Origin of the sequence: Roseofilum halophilum BLCC-M91 (genome assembly GCF_030068445.1) — a bacterium.
GTDB classification, from domain to species: Bacteria; Cyanobacteriota; Cyanobacteriia; order Cyanobacteriales; family Desertifilaceae; genus Roseofilum; species Roseofilum halophilum.
This window is the reverse complement of the sequence record NZ_JAQPOK010000004.1, coordinates 32,084-50,867: the sequence shown is the minus strand read 5'-3', so window position 1 is coordinate 50,867 and position 18,784 is coordinate 32,084. Positions and strand designations below refer to the sequence as shown.

Annotated in this window: 15 protein-coding genes; 12 read left to right on the top strand and 3 right to left on the bottom strand. The window is 43.8% G+C overall.

The genetic code is table 11. The features are described from left to right. Nucleotides 1–12 precede the first annotated feature (12 nt). Nucleotides 13–840, top strand: coding sequence for an EI24 domain-containing protein (locus PJF56_RS00960; RefSeq protein ID WP_283760754.1), 828 nt, complete (start codon nucleotides 13–15; stop codon nucleotides 838–840). A 1-nt stretch (nucleotide 841) separates the two neighbouring features. Here the strand turns inward: PJF56_RS00960 and PJF56_RS00955 are convergent, their stop codons facing one another. Beyond that, nucleotides 842–1,729: an alpha/beta fold hydrolase gene (locus tag PJF56_RS00955; RefSeq protein ID WP_283760753.1), complete on the bottom strand. Its 888-nt coding sequence runs from the start codon at nucleotides 1,727–1,729 to the stop codon at nucleotides 842–844. Nucleotides 1,730–2,013: 284 nt separating this feature from the next. Here PJF56_RS00955 and PJF56_RS00950 point away from each other — a divergent pair, with 284 nt between their 5' ends. The 7 genes from PJF56_RS00950 (at nucleotide 2,014) to rsmA (ending at nucleotide 9,963) form a co-directional block, all read left to right on the top strand. Then, nucleotides 2,014–3,549: a diguanylate cyclase domain-containing protein gene (locus PJF56_RS00950; protein ID WP_283760752.1), complete on the top strand. Its 1,536-nt coding sequence runs from the start codon at nucleotides 2,014–2,016 to the stop codon at nucleotides 3,547–3,549. A 59-nt stretch (nucleotides 3,550–3,608) separates the two neighbouring features. Next, nucleotides 3,609–5,273 (top strand): hypothetical protein, encoded by a 1,665-nt coding sequence (locus tag PJF56_RS00945; protein WP_283760751.1) that lies wholly within the window; start codon nucleotides 3,609–3,611, stop codon nucleotides 5,271–5,273. Nucleotides 5,274–5,471: 198 nt separating this feature from the next. Beyond that, entirely contained in the window at nucleotides 5,472–6,122 is a 651-nt protein-coding gene (locus PJF56_RS00940; RefSeq protein ID WP_283760750.1) for a transporter substrate-binding domain-containing protein, read from the top strand. Nucleotides 6,123–6,330: 208 nt separating this feature from the next. After that, the gene (locus PJF56_RS00935; protein WP_283760749.1) at nucleotides 6,331–8,496 is read left to right on the top strand and encodes a sensor histidine kinase; all 2,166 of its coding nucleotides are present in this window, start codon (nucleotides 6,331–6,333) and stop codon (nucleotides 8,494–8,496) included. Between the two features lie 120 nt (nucleotides 8,497–8,616). After that, complete coding sequence (locus PJF56_RS00930) at nucleotides 8,617–8,889, top strand: type II toxin-antitoxin system HicB family antitoxin (RefSeq protein ID WP_283760748.1); 273 nt, start codon at nucleotides 8,617–8,619, stop codon at nucleotides 8,887–8,889. 22 nt (nucleotides 8,890–8,911) lie between these two features. Next, a complete protein-coding gene (locus PJF56_RS00925) occupies nucleotides 8,912–9,097 on the top strand; it encodes a hypothetical protein (RefSeq protein ID WP_283760747.1) in 186 nt (61 codons plus the stop codon). 41 nt (nucleotides 9,098–9,138) lie between these two features. Then, nucleotides 9,139–9,963 carry a 16S rRNA (adenine(1518)-N(6)/adenine(1519)-N(6))-dimethyltransferase RsmA gene (rsmA, locus tag PJF56_RS00920; protein WP_283760746.1) on the top strand — a complete coding sequence of 275 codons (825 nt, stop codon included), beginning with the start codon at nucleotides 9,139–9,141 and terminating at the stop codon, nucleotides 9,961–9,963. Here the strand turns inward: rsmA and PJF56_RS00915 are convergent. Further along, the gene (locus tag PJF56_RS00915; RefSeq protein WP_283760745.1) at nucleotides 9,958–10,716 is read right to left on the bottom strand and encodes a thioesterase II family protein; all 759 of its coding nucleotides are present in this window, start codon (nucleotides 10,714–10,716) and stop codon (nucleotides 9,958–9,960) included. The two genes, rsmA and PJF56_RS00915, sit on opposite strands and share 6 nt — an antisense overlap. A 234-nt stretch (nucleotides 10,717–10,950) precedes the next feature. Here PJF56_RS00915 and PJF56_RS00910 point away from each other — a divergent pair, with 234 nt between their 5' ends. The 3 genes from PJF56_RS00910 (at nucleotide 10,951) to serA (ending at nucleotide 15,855) form a co-directional block, all read left to right on the top strand. Further along, nucleotides 10,951–12,885, top strand: a complete 1,935-nt coding sequence (locus PJF56_RS00910) for a response regulator (RefSeq protein ID WP_283760744.1) — start codon at nucleotides 10,951–10,953, stop codon at nucleotides 12,883–12,885. 183 nt (nucleotides 12,886–13,068) lie between these two features. Continuing rightward, entirely contained in the window at nucleotides 13,069–14,043 is a 975-nt protein-coding gene (locus PJF56_RS00905) for an L-histidine N(alpha)-methyltransferase (RefSeq protein WP_283760743.1), read from the top strand. A gap of 231 nt (nucleotides 14,044–14,274) precedes the next feature. After that, entirely contained in the window at nucleotides 14,275–15,855 is a 1,581-nt protein-coding gene (serA, locus tag PJF56_RS00900) for a phosphoglycerate dehydrogenase (protein ID WP_283760742.1), read from the top strand. 493 nt (nucleotides 15,856–16,348) lie between these two features. Here serA and PJF56_RS00895 read toward each other — a convergent pair whose 3' ends face one another. Further along, nucleotides 16,349–17,269: a prohibitin family protein gene (locus PJF56_RS00895; protein ID WP_347179402.1), complete on the bottom strand. Its 921-nt coding sequence runs from the start codon at nucleotides 17,267–17,269 to the stop codon at nucleotides 16,349–16,351. Nucleotides 17,270–17,405: 136 nt separating this feature from the next. On the opposite strand from PJF56_RS00895, the gene xseA reads away from it, so the two are divergent. Then, on the top strand, nucleotides 17,406–18,638 hold the full coding sequence (gene xseA, locus PJF56_RS00890; protein ID WP_283760740.1) for an exodeoxyribonuclease VII large subunit: 1,233 nt from the start codon (nucleotides 17,406–17,408) through the stop codon (nucleotides 18,636–18,638). Nucleotides 18,639–18,784 lie beyond the last annotated feature (146 nt).

Genomic DNA, 18,784 nt, shown 5'->3' with positions numbered 1-18,784 from the left:
TTTGATTTTCCCATGGGATTGATTGCGGGAGCAACTTACCCGTTTCGCGCTCTGGCACTGTTGGTGAATCGGCCGAAGTTGCGCGGTTATGTGATTGTGCCGATTTTAATTAATATTTTGATTGGTATTGCCCTCTATGTGGGTTTGGTGTTTCCCAGTTTAGAACTGGTGGAAACCCTGGTCGATCGCTGGGCGCTTGAGTGGAATGAGTGGATTGGTGCTTTACCGGTGTGGTTAGGGTTTTTGACTGGGTTGGCCGTTGTGGTACATTGGCTGTTGAATGCTTTGCTGCTGCTGGTGTTATTCCTGGTTACGGGCTTTTTGTTGGTGCAGTTTGGGGCGATTTTAGGCTCTCCCTGGTACGGTCAATTATCAGAACAAATTGAAAAAACGCGCCTGGGACAACTGCCGGAGATTAATACCCATCCGTTGGCGATCGCCCATGATATTTGGCGAGCGATCCTATTTGAGCTAAAAAAACTGCTGTTGATGGCGATCGCCAGTATTCCCCTGATCCTGTTCAACGGCATTCCTGCGATCGGAACCTTGATCTTTAGTATCGGCAGTTTAACCCTAGCCACAACCATCGTTTGCTTAGATTTTTTCGACTCCCCCTTGGAGCGCCGACGACTTCCATTTCGGCAAAAGTTAACCTTAGTTTGGCGAACCTTTCCCGCCAGCGCCACCTTTGGCTTAGTGTGTTTTGCCTTAGTCAGTGTCCCCTTTATCAATATCTTAACCATTCCCCTTTGTGTGTCTGGGGGAACGCTCTTGTTCTGCGATCGCATTTGGCCTCGCCACTTTACCCAAGAGCGAACCGATCTCTCAACTCAAAATTGAGTTAGCAAAATTGAGTTAATCCCCTTAAAATCAGCCGATTGACTAAATCCGGATATTCATCATGGGGACAATGACCCGCATTCGGAATCGAAATAAACTCAACATCCGCCCGGCTTTGAGCCAAACGACGATATAACTTCGCCCCCGAAATGGGAGTCCAAGGGTCATTTTCCCCCCACAAAACCAACAAAGGCTGTTTTACCTGGGGTAATAACTCTTCCGGTTTTGGCCCCGGAGGAGCCGTCAGTACCGAAGCAAACACCTTTTGCGCCCCAGGATCGCAGGACGGTTGATAAAGTAAATCCACTAGCTCATCCGTAATCGCCTCGGAAGACATATACACTTGATGAAGCGTCCTACGAATGCGGTGTTGTTGCCGCACCTGATTAAACACCAATGGCCCAATCAGAGGAGAACTCACCAAACGAGTAAACCCTCCCATGATCATCCGTAAGGGAAAATTCAGTTCTTCAGGACGGTGGTTCAACCCTCCTGCACAGTTAACCAAAACCCCAGCCTTTCCCCTCTCTGGGGTTTGCGAGAGAATCATTAAACTCAGCAGTCCACCAATCGAATTACCAATCCATACGGCTGGCCGTTGAATGTGAGTTTCCCAAAAGTCCTGAAGCAGGGCATACCAGAGGTCTAGGGAGTAGGTTAAGGGAGGTTTGTCTGACGCTCCAAACCCCAGCAAATCCAGGGCAAACACTTGATATCCAGCTTGGGCTAACGTGGGGATATTTTTGCGCCAATGGCCGATACATGAACCAAAACCATGGAGCAAGACTAGGGGAAGGCCTTGGCCTTGAACCGTATAGGTAATCCGGTGGTTCTGCCAGAGCCAGGTTTGAGGCGTTAAAGTATTTGAGGATAACAGTTGAGAGGTCACAGGGTTTGAGAGAAGATCGGGTGTGCTGATTGAATTTTAACCCCTTTTGACCGTTGAAGGCGTTAAGGTAGGAAGAGGCAAACCGGCAATCATGCCAGCGATCGCCGGGTTGATTGCTGGAATATGCCATATCATAAGAATTAGAGACCAACCCTAAGTCCTCCTAATTTCAGCTTGCCAACTCCTTGCTCTTAGATTCCTAAAATTTATGATAATTAGCTGTAATCATTTAGAACTGTTCTTATAATTGGACTTAGCAACTTGCACCCCTCCGATTGAAACAGATGAGTAAGTCTTCTAAACCTAAGCTATGTCCACAACTGTTAGTTGTCGATGATTTCCCCGAAAATCTTCGTCTACTGAAAACTGTTTTACAACAACAAGGGTATGAGGTTCGTTTAGCCGCTAATGGTAAATTTGCCCTCACCAGCCTTGACCATTTTCAACCGGATTTAATTCTTCTAGATATCATGATGCCCGAAATGAATGGGTATCTTTTTTGTCAGACTCTCAAGAAAAACCCCCACACTTCTGATATCCCCGTTATTTTCTTAAGCGCCCTTCAAGAAGGTATAGATAAGGCGAAAGCATTTCAACTCGGAGGTGTAGATTACCTAACAAAGCCCTTTCAAGTGGAAGAACTTTTAGCTAGAGTCAAACATCACCTAAAATTAAGGAATTTACAAAAAGAGTTACAACTCAAAAATGGGGTTTTAGAGATTAAGAATAAAGAATTAGAAAAAACTCAACGAGACATGAGTTTAATGCTAGATGTCACTAAAATAATTAATGATGTTCTGGACATTAATTCAGCAATTTCTCAGGTTTTAGAGCGAGTATGTTCTCATATTGTTTGGGATCATGCAGAAGCCTGGGTTCCCAATCAGGAAGAAAGTTTATTGACTTATATTCCTTGCCTAGAAGAGGGTATAACTCGGTTTCAAAACTTCCAAGAGGAAAGCTCCCATATAACTTTTACGCTGAATGAAGGTTTACCCGGTAGAATTTGGCAATCTCAAAAACCAGAATGGATTGAGGATTGTTCCAATTGTGCAGATCATTTATACATTCGTAAGCATTTAGCTAAACAATCAGGATTTAAGTCTGTTTTTGGCGTGCCCATCATTTCTAATCAAAGCCAAAAAGTGTTAGCAATTCTAGTTTTTTATAAATTAAATATTGAAAATCGCAATGATGAATTGGTTGATTTAATTCAAGCCGTGGTTAATCAACTGGCTTCTCCTTTAGAAAAATCAAAATTATATCAAAAACTAGAAAAAGTAAATCAAGAGTTAGAATACTTGGCCCATCGAGATGGATTAACCAAGGTGGCGAATCGGCGAGTTTTTGATTCGGTCTTGGAACAAGAATGGTTACGGATGAAACGTGAAAATACTTGTTTATCTTTGATTTTATGTGATGTTGATTTTTTTAAAAAATACAATGATTTTTATGGACACTTAAAAGGAGACGATTGTTTAATTAAAATTGCCCAATGTTTGACGAGAGCAGCCAGAAGACCGGGGGATTTAGTGGCTAGATATGGCGGAGAAGAATTTGCCATTATTTTACCCAATACCAATCCGACAGGTGCATCTGAAGTTGTGCGTTCTGTACAGAAAGAAATTGCCGATTTGCAGATTCCTCACCAAACCTCTGAAATTAATCAATATATTACATTAAGTTTAGGAATTAGTAGTGCAATGGCTACTAATTTAGGGTCAACTAAGTCTCTAATTAATGCGGCTGATTTGGCCTTGTATGAAGCTAAACAATTAGGAAGAAATAAGTTTTGCTATCATCCTCTAGATGAATCATAAGTCGAGTTTTTATCAGTTGACTCAATCTGTGTTGTGCTAAGTCCTTAAAATGAGGTTTCATGAATTATAAACTCTGGAGAAAGTACAAAAAATTAGGGTTTGGGATCGGGGGGATGGTGATTGTGGGCTTGCTCATTTCTTTTCTATTCTTGGAATCATCTCCAGAGACGGTTGGTGTAAAGAATTCACCGATATCTGTTAATCGAGTTGCAGATAGGGGTTGTCCTGCGGTTGATTCAGGGCTGGAAAATAATGCGATCGCCAGGTTTTACGAAAAAGAGGCTTATCCCTGGAGCGATCGGCTACCTTGGGGTTGCGTGTATAATATCAAGGATTTTCCTGGAGAAACCAGCGATCGCCAATTTGAGCAAGCCAAAGCCGCAGCCCTTGCTCAAGGAGGCGGAGTCATTTATTTTCCCGCCGGAACCTATGAATTTGCTGATGATTTGATTCTAGACGATCGCATCATTCTGCGGGGAGAGACTCCGAAGATAACCCAAGCCAAATCAGATGACTTTCAACCCCCCTCCCGTTTGGTGTTCCCCCAATATAAACCCCAATTATCGGGAAATGGAACCCCCAACGACACCGCATTCAAAACCATTCGCACCGCTCACCCCCAAACCGATAGTCATTTGGGATTAGTCTATTTAGACATTAATCGCGCTGGGGTACAGATTGTACCCGAATTAGCCTCAGCCCAGAATCGTAATATCATTCTATTTGGTCTTCGCAGCAATAATGTGGCTTATCCTGATGGTAGAATACCCGATCGCTCCTTTCAAGAGGGTTGGATGCGGTTTAGCGATCGCTTTACGGCCAATTTCAAAATTAATGGCTATGAAAATATTTTAGTCGCCAATAATCGCCTTAACGACCGGATTACAGATACTTACGAGCAACCGGGATATAAAGTGAAAAGCCTGGACAAGAAAAGTATTATGACTTATTCTGAAGGCGATCGCGTCCCCTTTGATTATAGCGCCCATTATGGCATTAAGGTGAATCGTTCTGCTCAATTCGATTTAGCCGAAACCCCTACAACTCAACCAGGATTATTTCGCCAAGGAATTACGATCCGCGATAATTGGGTTTATCATACCATGCGTACAGGAATTCAAGCCTCTGGTCAAGGATTGATCGTGAAAGATAATGAAATTCACGATAAACAAGGAAAACAAGTCTGGAGTCACCCCACCGGATTAACCCAACCGAGAAATGCTAATACCTATGAAAATCGGGGGATTGATTGGTCAGGTCATCAAGTGACTATTGAGGGCAATGAGTATGAAGTTTATCGCCATCGAATTATGGAAAATCGTTATTGGAGTGTGGACGGAGAAGGGATTTTAATTCAAGAGTGCTGTGGAGGCACGTCGGTTCAGGGGGCAGTCATTCGGGGCAATCGAGGAAATGCGTATATTGGTATTTATAAAATCCCTGAGATTGAAAATGTGACCATTACAGATAATATCCTTTTACCCGCTCCCATTGGAAACGCGAATATTTATGTTAGTGCGGATACCAATCGGGGCGAAAGTCAGATGAACAATGTCAGGATTGAAAATAATCAAGTCCATGGCAATATTGTGGCTAAAGCTTCTCAAGGAGGGCGAGGAAATTCAATTTTCAATAATCAGTCTACAGGTGAGGGAGTTTTAGAGTTTTCTTGTCAAATTTCCGTGAGGGGAAATCGGGGATTTGAGCAAAAAGAGTGCTTGTGACGATCCCTCTCTCTTTTTTTGATATAATTATAGGTTGATCTATCTTATTCTCAAAACTCCTTAAAACTACTCATCCTTTGCGAATGGCTCCCACCCATGAAATCGATAAAAACATTTCTGATTCTCAGTATCACAACTTTCTTTAGTGTGCTGTTTTTTTCCGCTTGTAGCCCAACCAGCACTCCAAACACTTTAGTTATGGGAACGTCTGCTGATTATCCTCCCTATGAATTTAAAGATAATACAGGAGGAGAAGAGCGGATTATTGGTTTTGATGTTGACATTGCCCAATATTTAGCGGATTCCCTGAATTTTGAGCTAAAAATTGAGGATATGAACTTCGATCGGCTCATTCCTGCTTTAGAAAATAGTCAGGTTGATTTTGTTATGGCGGGGATGTCTCCGACACCGGAGCGCCAAGCTAAGGTAGAGTTTACGGATCTCTATTATCAAGCTTCTAGTATTATTCTTATGCCCAGAGGGGCAAATTTGAACCTGGAAGAGGACGCAAAAGATAAGCGCGTGGGGGTGCAAGGGGGATCGATTCAAGCGGATGCAGCTAAAAAAATCACTGGGATTGAGTTGGTGGAGTTTGATAAAATTGGCGAAATTATTCAAGCGGTGAAAGCTAAAACCCTAGATGCAGCGATTATCGAGTCAACGGTGGCAGAGCGCTATGCTTCTGCGAACCCGGATTTAGATTTTACCCAGCCCTTTGATACTGAATCGAGTGGATCGGCGATCGCCCTCCCCAAAGGTTCACCCTATACCGAATCCTTTAATCAAGTGCTAACTGAAATGAAAGAAACGGGGAAAATCAAAGAACTGATCCAGAAATGGTTCAGTTAATTCAGCCCCATTCACCAGCACAGTTCTGACTTATTACCCATTACTCATTACTCAAAACTAATATCAAATCCCAAAAATTATGCTGCACATCAATCTCCGTGTCTCCGTGTCTCCGTGTCCCCGCGTCAACCATCTGTAGCACATATCTAGGGTTTGATATGATTACTCATTCCAGCGTCTGGGAGGGAATTTTAGCTCCTTTTTTCCCATGCTTAAACGTCTAAAAATTTGGAGTGCCCTTCTGCCCCGTAAACTTTCTTTGCGGGTTGTTTTAGTTGTGCCCTTTGTGCTGCAAGTTTCTTTAGCGGTTGGGTTAACGGGTTGGTTTTCCCTCCGCAATGGGCAAGAAGCGATTAATCAAGTTACGACTCAACTCCGTCAAGAAATCACGGCTCGGATTGAGCAAGAACTTGCTACCTATATTCATGATTTATATTTAGTCAATCAAATTAATCAGGATGCTGTACATCTCAACTTGCTGGATCTAGAAGATTTTCAGCAACTGCAAGCCTATTTTGGCAAGCAATTACAAGCTTTTGAATCGATTAGTGCGATTAAATTTAGTAGCGAGCAGGGAGAGTTTTTGGGTTTAGAGCGATCGCCTGATGGATATGTGCTATCTTTAGCCAATCGAGAGACAGAGCAAGCCCTACAAACCTATGAGTTAAATGGCGATCGAGAAAGGGGGCAGCTCTTAGCCTCCACCCCAGACTATGATAGCCGCCTAGAACTATGGTACGAGAATGCCATTCAAGCCGGAAAAGCCACTTGGGGGGGGATTTACACCCATCTGGGTTCAGAAACCCTAGCCACCACCGTTAATCAGCCCGTTTACAGCAACCGGGGCAAACTCTTAGGGGTATTTGGGGCAGAATTTCGACTCTCAGAAATCAGCGAATTTTTACGAGAACTCAACATTAGTCCGGGGGCAGAAGCCTTTATTTTAGAGCGTTCCGGCTTATTAGTCGCTAGTTCTACCTTAGATCGCCCCTTTTTAGTTACCTATGGCACAACCTTAAGAATTCAAGCCACCAATACCAGCGATCGCCTCATTCAATCCTCTGCCCAATATCTCCAAGAAACATTTGGCACGTTAGAAGAAGTCCAAACCAGGAAAAAATTACAGTTTTTCCTCGAAGGAGAGCGGCAATTTTTACAAGTCACTCCCTTTCAGAATGCCCAGGGTATCGATTGGATCATTGTGGTGGTGGTTCCAGAAGCGGATTTCATGCAGCAAATCAACGCCAATACCTGGATTACTATCCAATTGTGTGCGATCGCCCTCTTCGTATCCATTTTACTCGGCTTAAGAACCTCCCGTTGGATTACCCAATCCCTAAATCAGCTTATTCAGGCTACTGGTGCGATCGCCCAAGGCAACCTCAATCAAAACTTGCCCCACTTCTATCTGCGAGAATTGGAAACCTTGCGCCGTTCCTTTAACCAAATGTCCCAACAATTGCGCCATTCTTTCCAAGCCTTAGAAACCGCCAATCAAACCTTAGAAGAGCGCGTAGAAAAACGCACCGAAGCCCTAAAACTCGCCAAGGAAAAAACCGAGCAAGCCCTACAAGAACTCAAGCATACCCAATCCCAACTGATTCAAACTGAAAAAATGTCCAGCTTGGGTCAAATGGTTGCCGGAGTTGCCCACGAAATCAACAACCCCATTAGTTTTATCTACAGCAACCTACCCCATGCTAAAGAATACTTACAAGGCTTAATTGAATTAATTGAACTCTATCAAAAAGCACATCCCGATCCCACCTTAGAGATTCAAGAAAAAATCGATTCCATAGATTTAGAATTTATTATTGATGACTTTCAAGAACTAATGAACTCCATGCAAAGCGGAGCCGATCGCATTCAAAAAATCGTCTTAGGCTTGCGGAGTTTTTCCCGGTTAGATGAATCCGATCAAAAATGGGTCAATATCCAAGATGGATTAGAAAGTAGTTTAATGATTCTGCAACCTAATCTACAATCCATTAATGTCATTACCCACTATACCAGAGTCTCTAATGTATTTTGCTATCCCGGAGAAATCAATCAAGTTTTTTTTCAGATCATCGAAAATGCCATAGATGCCCTATCTGAAGCTCAGAGTGTCGATCCCACCCTATGGATTGAAACCCAAGACATATCACAAGATCGGGTGCAAATTCGCATTGCTGATAACGGCCCAGGAATTAGTGAATCCGTCATCTCTTCTATTTTTGATCCCTTTTTCACCACCAAACCCATTGGCCGGGGAACCGGTTTAGGTCTCTCCATTAGCTATCAAATTATTGTCGATAAACATAAGGGCGAACTGCTCTGCAACTCTACCCCTGGAAAAGGAGCCGAATTTTTGATAAGATTACCCATAAAGTGATGTCCTTAGTAGCGATCGCTCCTTGGTTTGACCCCTGTATGCTACAACTGATATTATAGCGATCCCTAAAAAAATAATGGATATTCCCACATTTAGCAGGATATTAAACGAGGTTTGGTGATGAGCGTCAATTACATTTTAAGCCAATACATTGAGGAAGCAATGTCCCAAGCCACTTACGATAAACTCGAAGATGGTACATTTGTCGCTCGAATTCCATCTTGTAAAGGAGCGATCGCATTTGCATCCACATTACGTGAGTGCGATCGCCAATTACGCTCAATCTTAGAAGACTGGATTTTAGTTGGACTCAAACTCGGCCATACTCTGCCCATCATCAACAATATTGATCTGAATAAGGAGCCAATTCGTGAGCCGGTGGACACCCTGTAAGCGTAGAAATTTTATTAAAAAGTTGCGGCAACTAGGATTTGATGGGCCCTTTTCCGGCACTCGACATCAATTTATGGTATTCGATGAAAATCGCTTAACAATTCCTTCTAATGATGAGTATTCCGTCCCACAACTGCGAATGATGATTCGAGAAGTTGAGGAAATTATCGATCGCGCCATCCCTCTTGATGAGTGGATCGCATTATAGTTGTCATTGGTGGTTAATAGAAAATTTATTCCAATCATAACATGAATTCTCAACCCCGCAAACGCTTTGCCCAACATTGGCTCAACAGTGAGGCAATTCTACATAAAATCATTAAAGCCTCCAACTTGCAATCCACAGACCGAGTATTAGAAATTGGCCCAGGTACAGGGATTTTAACCCGTCAACTGATTACCCGTGCAGAAGCTGTTGTTTCCGTAGAAATTGACCGAGATTTGTGTAAAAAATTGGCCAAGAAATTCGGAGAAAAGCCAAACTTTCTCCTCTTACAAGGAGACATTTTATCCTTAAACTTAGAAGATCTACTTTCCCCCTATCCCTTATTTCAAAATCCGAATAAGGTAGTCGCCAATATTCCCTACAATATTACAGGGCCCATTTTAGAAAAACTCTTGGGAAAAATCGCTTCACCTGTGCCGAAAAACTATGAAAGCATTGTCCTATTGGTACAAAAAGAAGTAGCCGATCGCCTCGTCGCCCATCCCAGCACCAAAGCCTTTGGCGCATTATCCGTCCGCGTCCAGTATTTAGCCGATTGCGAACTCATCTGCCCAGTACCCGCAAAAGCCTTTTATCCGCCTCCAAAAGTAGAATCAGCCGTCATTCGCCTCACCCCCAGAAGTCTAGAACAACCCGCCCTCAACCCCCGTCACTTAGAACAGATCGTCACTCTGGGCTTTTCCTCCAAACGGAAAATGTTACGCAATAACTTAAAATCGATGATTGAGAGCGATCGCCTCACCCCCATCCTAGAACAACTCAATATCAATCCCCAAGCCCGCGCCGAAGATCTCAGCCTAGAAAATTGGGTTCAGCTCAGTAACACTTTACAGGATACGCCCCTATAAACGACAATTTAACCGCTCAAAAATCGGCTTTAAGAGCAGCTTCGGATCATCCTTAAAAAACATATGACCGCCCTCAAACAGTTTTAATTCAAAGGCTCCCGAAGTCTGTTGCTTCCATTGCTCAAACTGCTCCGGAGTCGCCACCGGATCGTTCATAGCTCCAAATATCGCGATCGGTACTTCTAACGGAAGTTCTGATTGATACTGATAGGTTTCATTCAAAGTTAAATCTGACCGAAAAATGGGTAAAAATAACTCCATTAAATCCGAATTTTGTAGCACCGCTTCTGGTGTTCCTCCATATTGACGTAAAGCTTCAATTAAAATAGACTCGTTTTGAGTATAAAGTGGATTATCAATCGGAATTTGGGGCGCACGGCGACCACAAACAAACAAATATTCTGGTAAAACCAACCCTTGGCGGCGTAGTTCGCGGGTAAGTTCAAAGGCAATTAAAGCTCCCATACTATGGCCAAAGAAAGCGAATTTTCCTGGTTCTAAACTAGGAATCATAGCTGCCGTAAGTGCTTTAATTAACGGAGCTAACTCAGTAAAGCAAGGTTCTTTTAACCGATGTTCTCTGCCCGGTAATTGAATCACAAAAAGTTCAATTTCGGGGGAGCTGTAGGTTAACCAAGGTCGAAATAAGAGAGCGCCTGCTCCTGCGGGAGGAAAACAAAACAGACGCAAGGGAGCATCAAAGCGCTTAGGAGGGGGAATAATCCAGGGAGTCGATGGGTAGCAGGCAACCATAGAATCAACCAAGGGTGAACAAGCAAAGAGGATAACCAAAGAGCGATCGCCGACAATAAACCAAATTGATCTCGCCCAGGTTGCATCTTACCGCAAAATCCCTGGTATAAATGACGCAGCTCAATTTCATCAATCTTTTCCCTTCCCTAGATTCTGCACCTTCATTTAAGATAAAGAGATAGTCCTCAGTGCTTCCCAGTAAGCATTCAGTTAGAAAATTAATGGGTTAGAGTAATGGTAGATAGCAATAGGACAACCCCTGAAGAGAACAAGATTTTCAGGAATGAAGCCAGCAAAATACTGGTGATTGATGATGTACCAGAAAATCTGCGCCTGCTGAAAAGTCTACTGAAAAATGAAGGATATGATGTACGCTTTGCCCCTAATGCTAAATTTGCCCTCGCCAGTCTAACTCGATTTGTGCCGGATCTGATTCTCTTAGATATCATGATGCCCGAAATGGATGGATATGCTCTGTGCGAACAATTAAAGAAGAATCCAGACACGCAAAAAATTCCCGTTATTTTTTTAACCGCCCTAAATGAAGGAGCCGATAAAGTCAAGGGTTTTCAATTAGGAGCCGTAGATTATATTACCAAACCGTTTCAAGCCGAAGAAGTCTTAGTGCGGGTTGCCCATCACTTGAAGTTGACAGATTTAAATCTCAAGCTTCAGGAAAACAATAAAATCTTACTCCAGAAAAACCATCAACTTCAAGAAGCAGAGCGAGAAACTCGGCTCTTGTTAGAAGTGACTCAATACTTAACCCAAGCTTCGACTTGGGAAAAGGCGATCGCCCAAATCATCAAAAGTATTTGCGATCATATTTTCTGGGATTATGGAGAAGCTTGGTTACCCCAGGACAACAGCCAAACCTTATCCTATCTTGCCAATCCTTTCAGAAATCATCCAACCTTTAAATCTTTTTGTCAACTCAGTTCAACCTTGCAGTTTTCCTGCGGAGAAGGATTACCCGGAAAAATTTGGCAAACTCAAACCCTAGAATGGATTGAAGATATTACTCAAAACCCTGAAAATTTATATACCCGGCAATCCCCCGCCATTCAAATTGGATTAAAATCCGCCTTTGGCATCCCAATTATGGTCAAGCAAACAGTGATGGCCATCTTAATATTTTACCAAAGTCAAACCACCCCCTGTCAATTAAATATCGTCGCTCTCGTTCAGGCGATCGCCAGCCAAATCAGTCTCCTAATCCAACGCAAACAAAGCGAACTGCAACTGCAACAACAAGCCCAAGATCTCGCCCAAGCACTACACCAACTTAAAACCACCCAAATTCAACTGATCCAAAGCGAAAAAATGTCCAGTCTAGGGCAACTCGTCGCTGGAATTTCCCATGAAATCAACAACCCCGTCAGCTTTATTACCGGCAATATCGAGCATCTAGAACACTACATCCAAGATCTGATTCAAGTCTATTATGCCTATCAACAATCCTATCCCACCCCCCCAGATCGCCTCACCCAACTCATTGCCGATCTCGAAATCGACTTTACCCTAACCGACTTACCCAATGTCATCCTTTCCATGAAAAGTGGAACTGATAGAATCACCAAAATTGTGAACTCATTGCGTCGGTTTGCCCATTTAAATGAATCCCAACTCAAACGAGTTGATATTCATGATGAAATTGAAAGCGTACTCACCATACTAAACAATCGCCTCAAACTCCAACCTTCCCCTGGAATTCATAAAACCAACGTGCCAGAAATCCAAGTTGAACGAGACTATGGCTCACTGCCCAAACTCGACTGTTTTGCTGGAGAACTCAATCAAGCGTTTATGCAAATTATGATGAACGGCATTGATGCCTTACAGGAAAGATATCAAGCAGAAAAAGAACATCCTAAATTTCCCTATACCCTCGGCATTCAAACCCAATGGCTCCAGGATTTAGGGCAAGCCCAAATCAAAATCAGTGATAATGGTATTGGTATTCCCGCAGAGATTAAAGCCCGCATTTTTGATCCCTTTTTCACGACTAAACCTGTGGGTAAGGGAACCGGGATGGGAATGGCGATCAGCTATCAAATTATCGTCGAAAAACATGGAGGCAGTTTGGAGTGTGCCTCTTCAGCACAAGAAACTGCCTTGATTATCAACCTTCCCAAAAACCAATCTCGTAAATCAAATGTTACTCTTTAAGGTTGTATCGAACCCTAATTACACTTATAAAACTTCCCATGGCATCCCCTTCATTGCGATTATGCTTGAGCTTCTTTAATTGAGGTTAATTCACTTTCTAAAGAAAAAATAAAGAATACTCCGAAAAGATCATTTTATGCTTAGATGAAACGAGAATATTTGTTGATGTAACCGCACAAAACCATGACCAGCATAACTGGAGATAAAAAAGTCATCAATAAGCTTGAGCAAGATGCAATGGAATTCTTGCTCGGTAAACTGAGTGGCAATTTATGGCCTTATCTGTATGGAACCCCTGAAGATGACAACGATCCCGTCCGGGGTGGAATCTTATACAACGAAATGTTGGCGGGTGAAAAAGATTATTACCTTTACAAGTATGAGGCTAAACTCTTTCAAAGTAAAGGCCATCTTCTGACTGAAAAAATTGGAACCAATGCAACCTTTGTTGAATTAGGCCCTGGAAGCGAGCAAAGTATCCGTCTAAAAACGTTGCCCCTACTTCGCTCTTGTCACGACTTAAAAGGATATTTGGGAATTGATATTTCCCAAGATTTTGTAGATAAAGTTGTTGAAGTCATTCGGGCCGAACTGCCCAACATTTCTGTGGAGGGAATGCAGCAAGACTTTACTCAATTAGAGAATATCCCCGAATATGAAAAACCGGTTGTTTTGTTCAAGGGCAGTACGATCGCCAATCTGAGAAAAGAAGAAGTTCCCGTTTTCATTGCTCAGATGAAGGCATTAATCGGTAAACCCCACTATTTGCTGCTCGTTCATGATGCGAACCAAGATGAAAAGTCTTTGATGGAGGCCTACGATACGCCAAAAATGGCCCTTCTGATGGAGAACATTATGTTTCGTCTTGACCGGGATACGGGGGTAGTGGGGATGAAACCCGAAGCCTTTACTTATAAACCGGAATGGGAACCGGAGAGGCACGATCTCAAGCATGTTTTGACGGCAACTGAACCTCAGACCCTGGAACTTCAAGGACAAACCATAGAAATCGCCAAAGGACAGAAGGTTCATACCTTGAGTTCTTTCAAATATCCCCCTGAAGTGTTTAAATCGATGATTGCTTCCGTGGGATATCAGTCCATTGATTTTATTTTAGGGGATCATAATCGAATGGCTGCCCATCTTTTTCAAAGTTAGAGTCGGCGACTAAGTGTTGTATTTTGCACTGGAGATAGGAGATTTCGGTCTTGGGGCAAGGGCCCGAAGAAGGGCAATGACACAGAGATTATGACCGGGCCGGTTTTAGGGTTACAATAGCCTACTGTTGTCCCGATCGCTGGTAATCGGTGAATGGGTCATGGGTGTTTTCTCTATCCTGAACCCCCTGTCCCTCTCACTCAACAACTTGTTCATCACTTTCTCCCAATCATGCCTAAAGTCCTTGTTTGTGACCCCATCGATCAAGCTGGAATTGATATCCTATCTCAAGTTGCCCAGGTTGACGTAAAAACTGGCCTACCTGTCGAAGAACTGGTCAAAGTCGTTCCGGAATACGATGCCCTCATGATTCGCTCCGGAACCCGCGTCACCGCAGAAATCATCGAAGCTGGCGTACAACTGAAAATTATCGGTCGCGCTGGAGTCGGAGTTGATAATGTGGATGTCCCGGCTGCCACCCGTAAAGGAATTATTGTCGTCAATTCACCAGAAGGCAACACCATTGCGGCGGCTGAACATGCTCTAGCCTTAATGTTATCCCTGTCCCGCCATATTCCTGATGCTAACCAGTCGGTGAAAAATGGCAAGTGGGAGCGTAAAAAATTTGTAGGTACAGAAGTTTATAAGAAAACCCTAGGAATTGTTGGCTTAGGTAAAATTGGCTCCCATGTCGCCGCAGCCGCTAAAGCGATGGGGATGAAGCTCATTGCCTTCGATCCCTTTATCTCCGCAGAACGGGCAGATCAGTTGGGCTGTCGGCTTGTGGATATGGATGTTCTCATGCAAGAAGCTGATTATATTACCCTCCACATTCCCAAAACGCCAGAAACGACCAATTTAATCAATGCTAAGTCTTTGGCCAAAATGAAACCCACAGCCCGGATTATTAACTGCGCCAGAGGGGGAATTATTGATGAAGCAGCCCTAGCCGAAGCGCTCAAAAACGGTCAAATTGGGGGGGCAGCTCTAGATGTGTATGCCAATGAACCCCTGGGTGAATCTCCCTTAACGGAGTTGGGTAAAGAAGCTATTTTAACGCCCCATCTGGGGGCTTCTACCACAGAAGCTCAAGTGAATGTGGCTGTTGATGTGGCTGAACAAATTCGGGATGTGCTTCTGGGACTCCCGGCACGCTCGGCAGTCAATATTCCTGGACTGCATCCGGATGCCTTGGAACAGTTGCGCCCCTATTTGCAATTGGCGGAAACGTTGGGTAATCTTGTTAGTCAGTTGGTAGGCGATCGCGTGGAAAGCCTAAATATTCATTTACAAGGGGAACTGGCTAATAATCAAAGTCAACCCATTGTAATTGCGGCTCTTAAAGGTTTACTCTCACGAGCATTGCGAGAGCGCGTTAATTACGTGAATGCCTCCATCGAAGCCCAAGAGCGGGGTATTCGGGTGATTGAAACCCGCGATGCTAGTATCCGGGATTATAGGGGGTCTCTGTTATTGCAAGCCAAAGGCCCCTCAGAAGAACATGATGTAACCGGGACATTGCTCGGTGATGGCGAAATTCGCATTACCACAGTTGATGGCTTCCCGATTAATGTGCCCCCCAATCAACATATGCTCTTTACCCGTCACCGGGATATGCCAGGGATTATCGGTAAGATTGGCTCTCTGTTGGGTAGTTTTAATGTCAATATTGCCAGTATGCAAGTGGGACGACAAATCGTGCGCGGCGATGCAGTTATGGTATTGACCATTGACGATCCCCTACCAGAGGGAATTTTAGAGGAAATCCTCAAGGTTCCGGGAATTCGCGATGCCAATACGGTGATGTTGTAGGAATCACTTACAGCGCTTCGTTCCGATTAAATACCTTAATTAAAAATCCAGGGAGCAAGATGCTCCCACTCCAGTCCTATCAAATAATTGAGGGAGTGCGGGCATCATGCCCGCTTCTTAACCCATTAGCCGAACATGATTTGATTGGTAATCATAGCGGTTTAAGAGGTGAGGAATCTATTACCTCTTTCCGCACATTTCGATCCCCCCAACCCCCCTTAAAAAGGGGGGCAGTAAAAGTCCCCCTTTTTAAGGGGGATTTAGGGGGATCTTTTCTGACTGTACCTCATTACCGCGCGAAGCGCTGTAACCCTCTTTTGTCACTTTCGGAAATCGCGATCGCTGTATCCCCTATAGAGAGAGACATTTGCCGATCTGACTGGATTTTTGAGTTTCTGTTAGGAAAAACTGTCGCGATCACTCATACTGCAAGAGTTCTAGAATTCAGTCAAGACAAGTGTTTTCCCAGTTTGACAGAAGAGGGGTAATGACCTTATTCGGACTGTTGCAGAATCAGGGGTAAGTTGTCTTTTCCGCCACCAATTATAATCACTTTGCTATTTTCAGATGCAGCCAATTTTTCCGTTGCCTCAATGGACTTAAGCTGTATAATTGGCGGAGTTAAGCCTTGGGCAATCAATTTTTGAGCATCAGAAATTCCTTTCGCTTCAATCCGTTGTCTTTCTGCTTCTTTTTGCGCTTTTTCAATCTCAAATTCGATCGCTTGCCGCTCTTTTTCATTCACAAATTCCTGGCGCTCGCTTTCTTGTTGAGCGGCTAATTTTTCCTGAATTGCGGCTTGAATGGCATCGGGAAGAATGACATTTCTGAGCAGGGCTTGATCGACGGTAAAGCCTAATGGTTCTAATTGGGCAATTAAAGAATTTTGTAGGGTTTGGGCAATTTCTTGCCGCTTGTCTCCATAAATTTCGCGGGCTTCATATTGAGCGGAAATTTCCCGAATCAGCGAGCGAAACCGAGAGATCACAATTTCGGTTTCATCTGTGCCAATATTTTGATAAACATTAGCAACCTCTTGATAATTTATTTTATACTGTAAACTGACATCAATACTGAGATTTAACCCTTCTTTCGAGGTGGCGGTTACCGTTTCTTTAATGTCTTTGAGGCGGGTTGAAAAAGTGGTAATTTTAGCCATCGGATTGCTCAAGTGTACGCCGGGTGACAGGGGCTTTTCTTGAACTTTGCCTAGGATTTCGACAACGGCGACTTTACCGGTTGGCATCACAACTAAGCATTGGGATAGGGTGGCCAAAAAACCGATTAAACTGATCAGAAGAGATATGGCTCTAACTTGACTCTGGCGATGTTTAGGAATAGCATCAATGGAGGTACTACTTAAGGCGATCGTCAATGCTAACAATGAAGTGAGAAGGTAGGGGATAAACATGATCGCTGAGGAGATTGGTACATTTGTAGCGTAACTCAAGGGGCTTGCCCTCTAGGGGAAAGGTAAAGAAAACTTCACTATCTGTTATCTTGTGAAAAGAACGCTTAGGTTCTCTTAAATTGGTCTTAAATTAATCATCATGACGTTTCCCTTACCTAACTTATTAGTGCCTGAAAGAGCTGTTTCAGTGAGTGAATTCACCCGGTATTTGCAAAACCGTTTAGAAGGAGATGAATACCTTCAGCAAATTTGGATTACGGGTGAAGTCTCCAGCGCCAGTCAATATAGCAGTGGCTTGTTTTTCACGCTACAAGATCCAGAAGTAAAAGCAAGCCTTAATTGTGTAGTCTGGAACTATGCCCTGTCTCGACTGATGACTGAACCCACTTCAGGGGCTAAAATTGTGGTGTTGGGAACTCTGCGGATCTATCCCCCTAGAGGCCAATATCAATTAATGGTCAATCAAGTGCTGCCGGGGGGAGAGGGCTTACAAGCGCTGCGTTATCGGCAATTACGCGATCGCCTAGCAAAGGAAGGCTATTTTGATGCCGATCGCAAACAACCCATTCCTCCCCATCCCCAAATTATCGCCGTGATTACCTCACCTCAAGCCGCCGCCTGGGGTGATATTCAACGCACCCTAAAGCGGCGCTATCCAGGCTTGCATGTCCTCTTTTGTCCCGCTTTAGTGCAAGGAAAACAATCCCCAGGCTCCATTGTTAGCGCCATTCAACGAGTACAAACCGATGGTCGAGCGCAAGTGATTATTGTAGCCAGAGGTGGAGGAGCAACGGAAGATTTAGCCGCGTTTAATGATGAACGAGTGGTAAAGGCGATCGCCGCTTGTCCCATTCCCATTATTTCTGGTATTGGCCATCAGCGCGACGAATCCCTTGCCGATTTAGCCGCCGATCTCCATGTCCACACCCCGACTGCTGCTGCCGATCTTGCCATCCCCCAACTATCTACCCTCCTGAGCGAACATCAAGATCGTACTCTGTCCTTAATTAAGGTCGCTCAAACCTATTTCGACCAACATCAACATCAACTCAATCTCCTGCGTAACCGTCTGCATCGTCTACAACCGGATCAACAAATTGCACGGGAACAACAAACCCTAGACTGGGAACGCCGTCAACTGATTCAACTGAGTCTCGGAGCGCTGCAACAACAAAGCCAAAAATGTGATTATTTGCGCCAAAAACTGGCCACCCTTGACCCTCATAATGTCTTGAAACGGGGATATGCTCTAGTTCGCAACGAAAACGGTGAGATTGTTCGTTCGATAGATTCTCTAGAATTGGAAGAAGAATTATCGATTGAATTCGGTCAAGGTAAAGTCAAGGTTAAAATTATTGATACCCTCCCTTGAGGATCGGCTCATTATTTTACGTCCTGTTTTATCCATCCGTGAATTGTTCCAGACCTTTATAGATAGCGATTCACTGGTTGCTGAGGGCAAGGAGAATGTATTCGCTAGGACTTACTTAAAACAACTGAGCGTCTTAAGCTATTCAT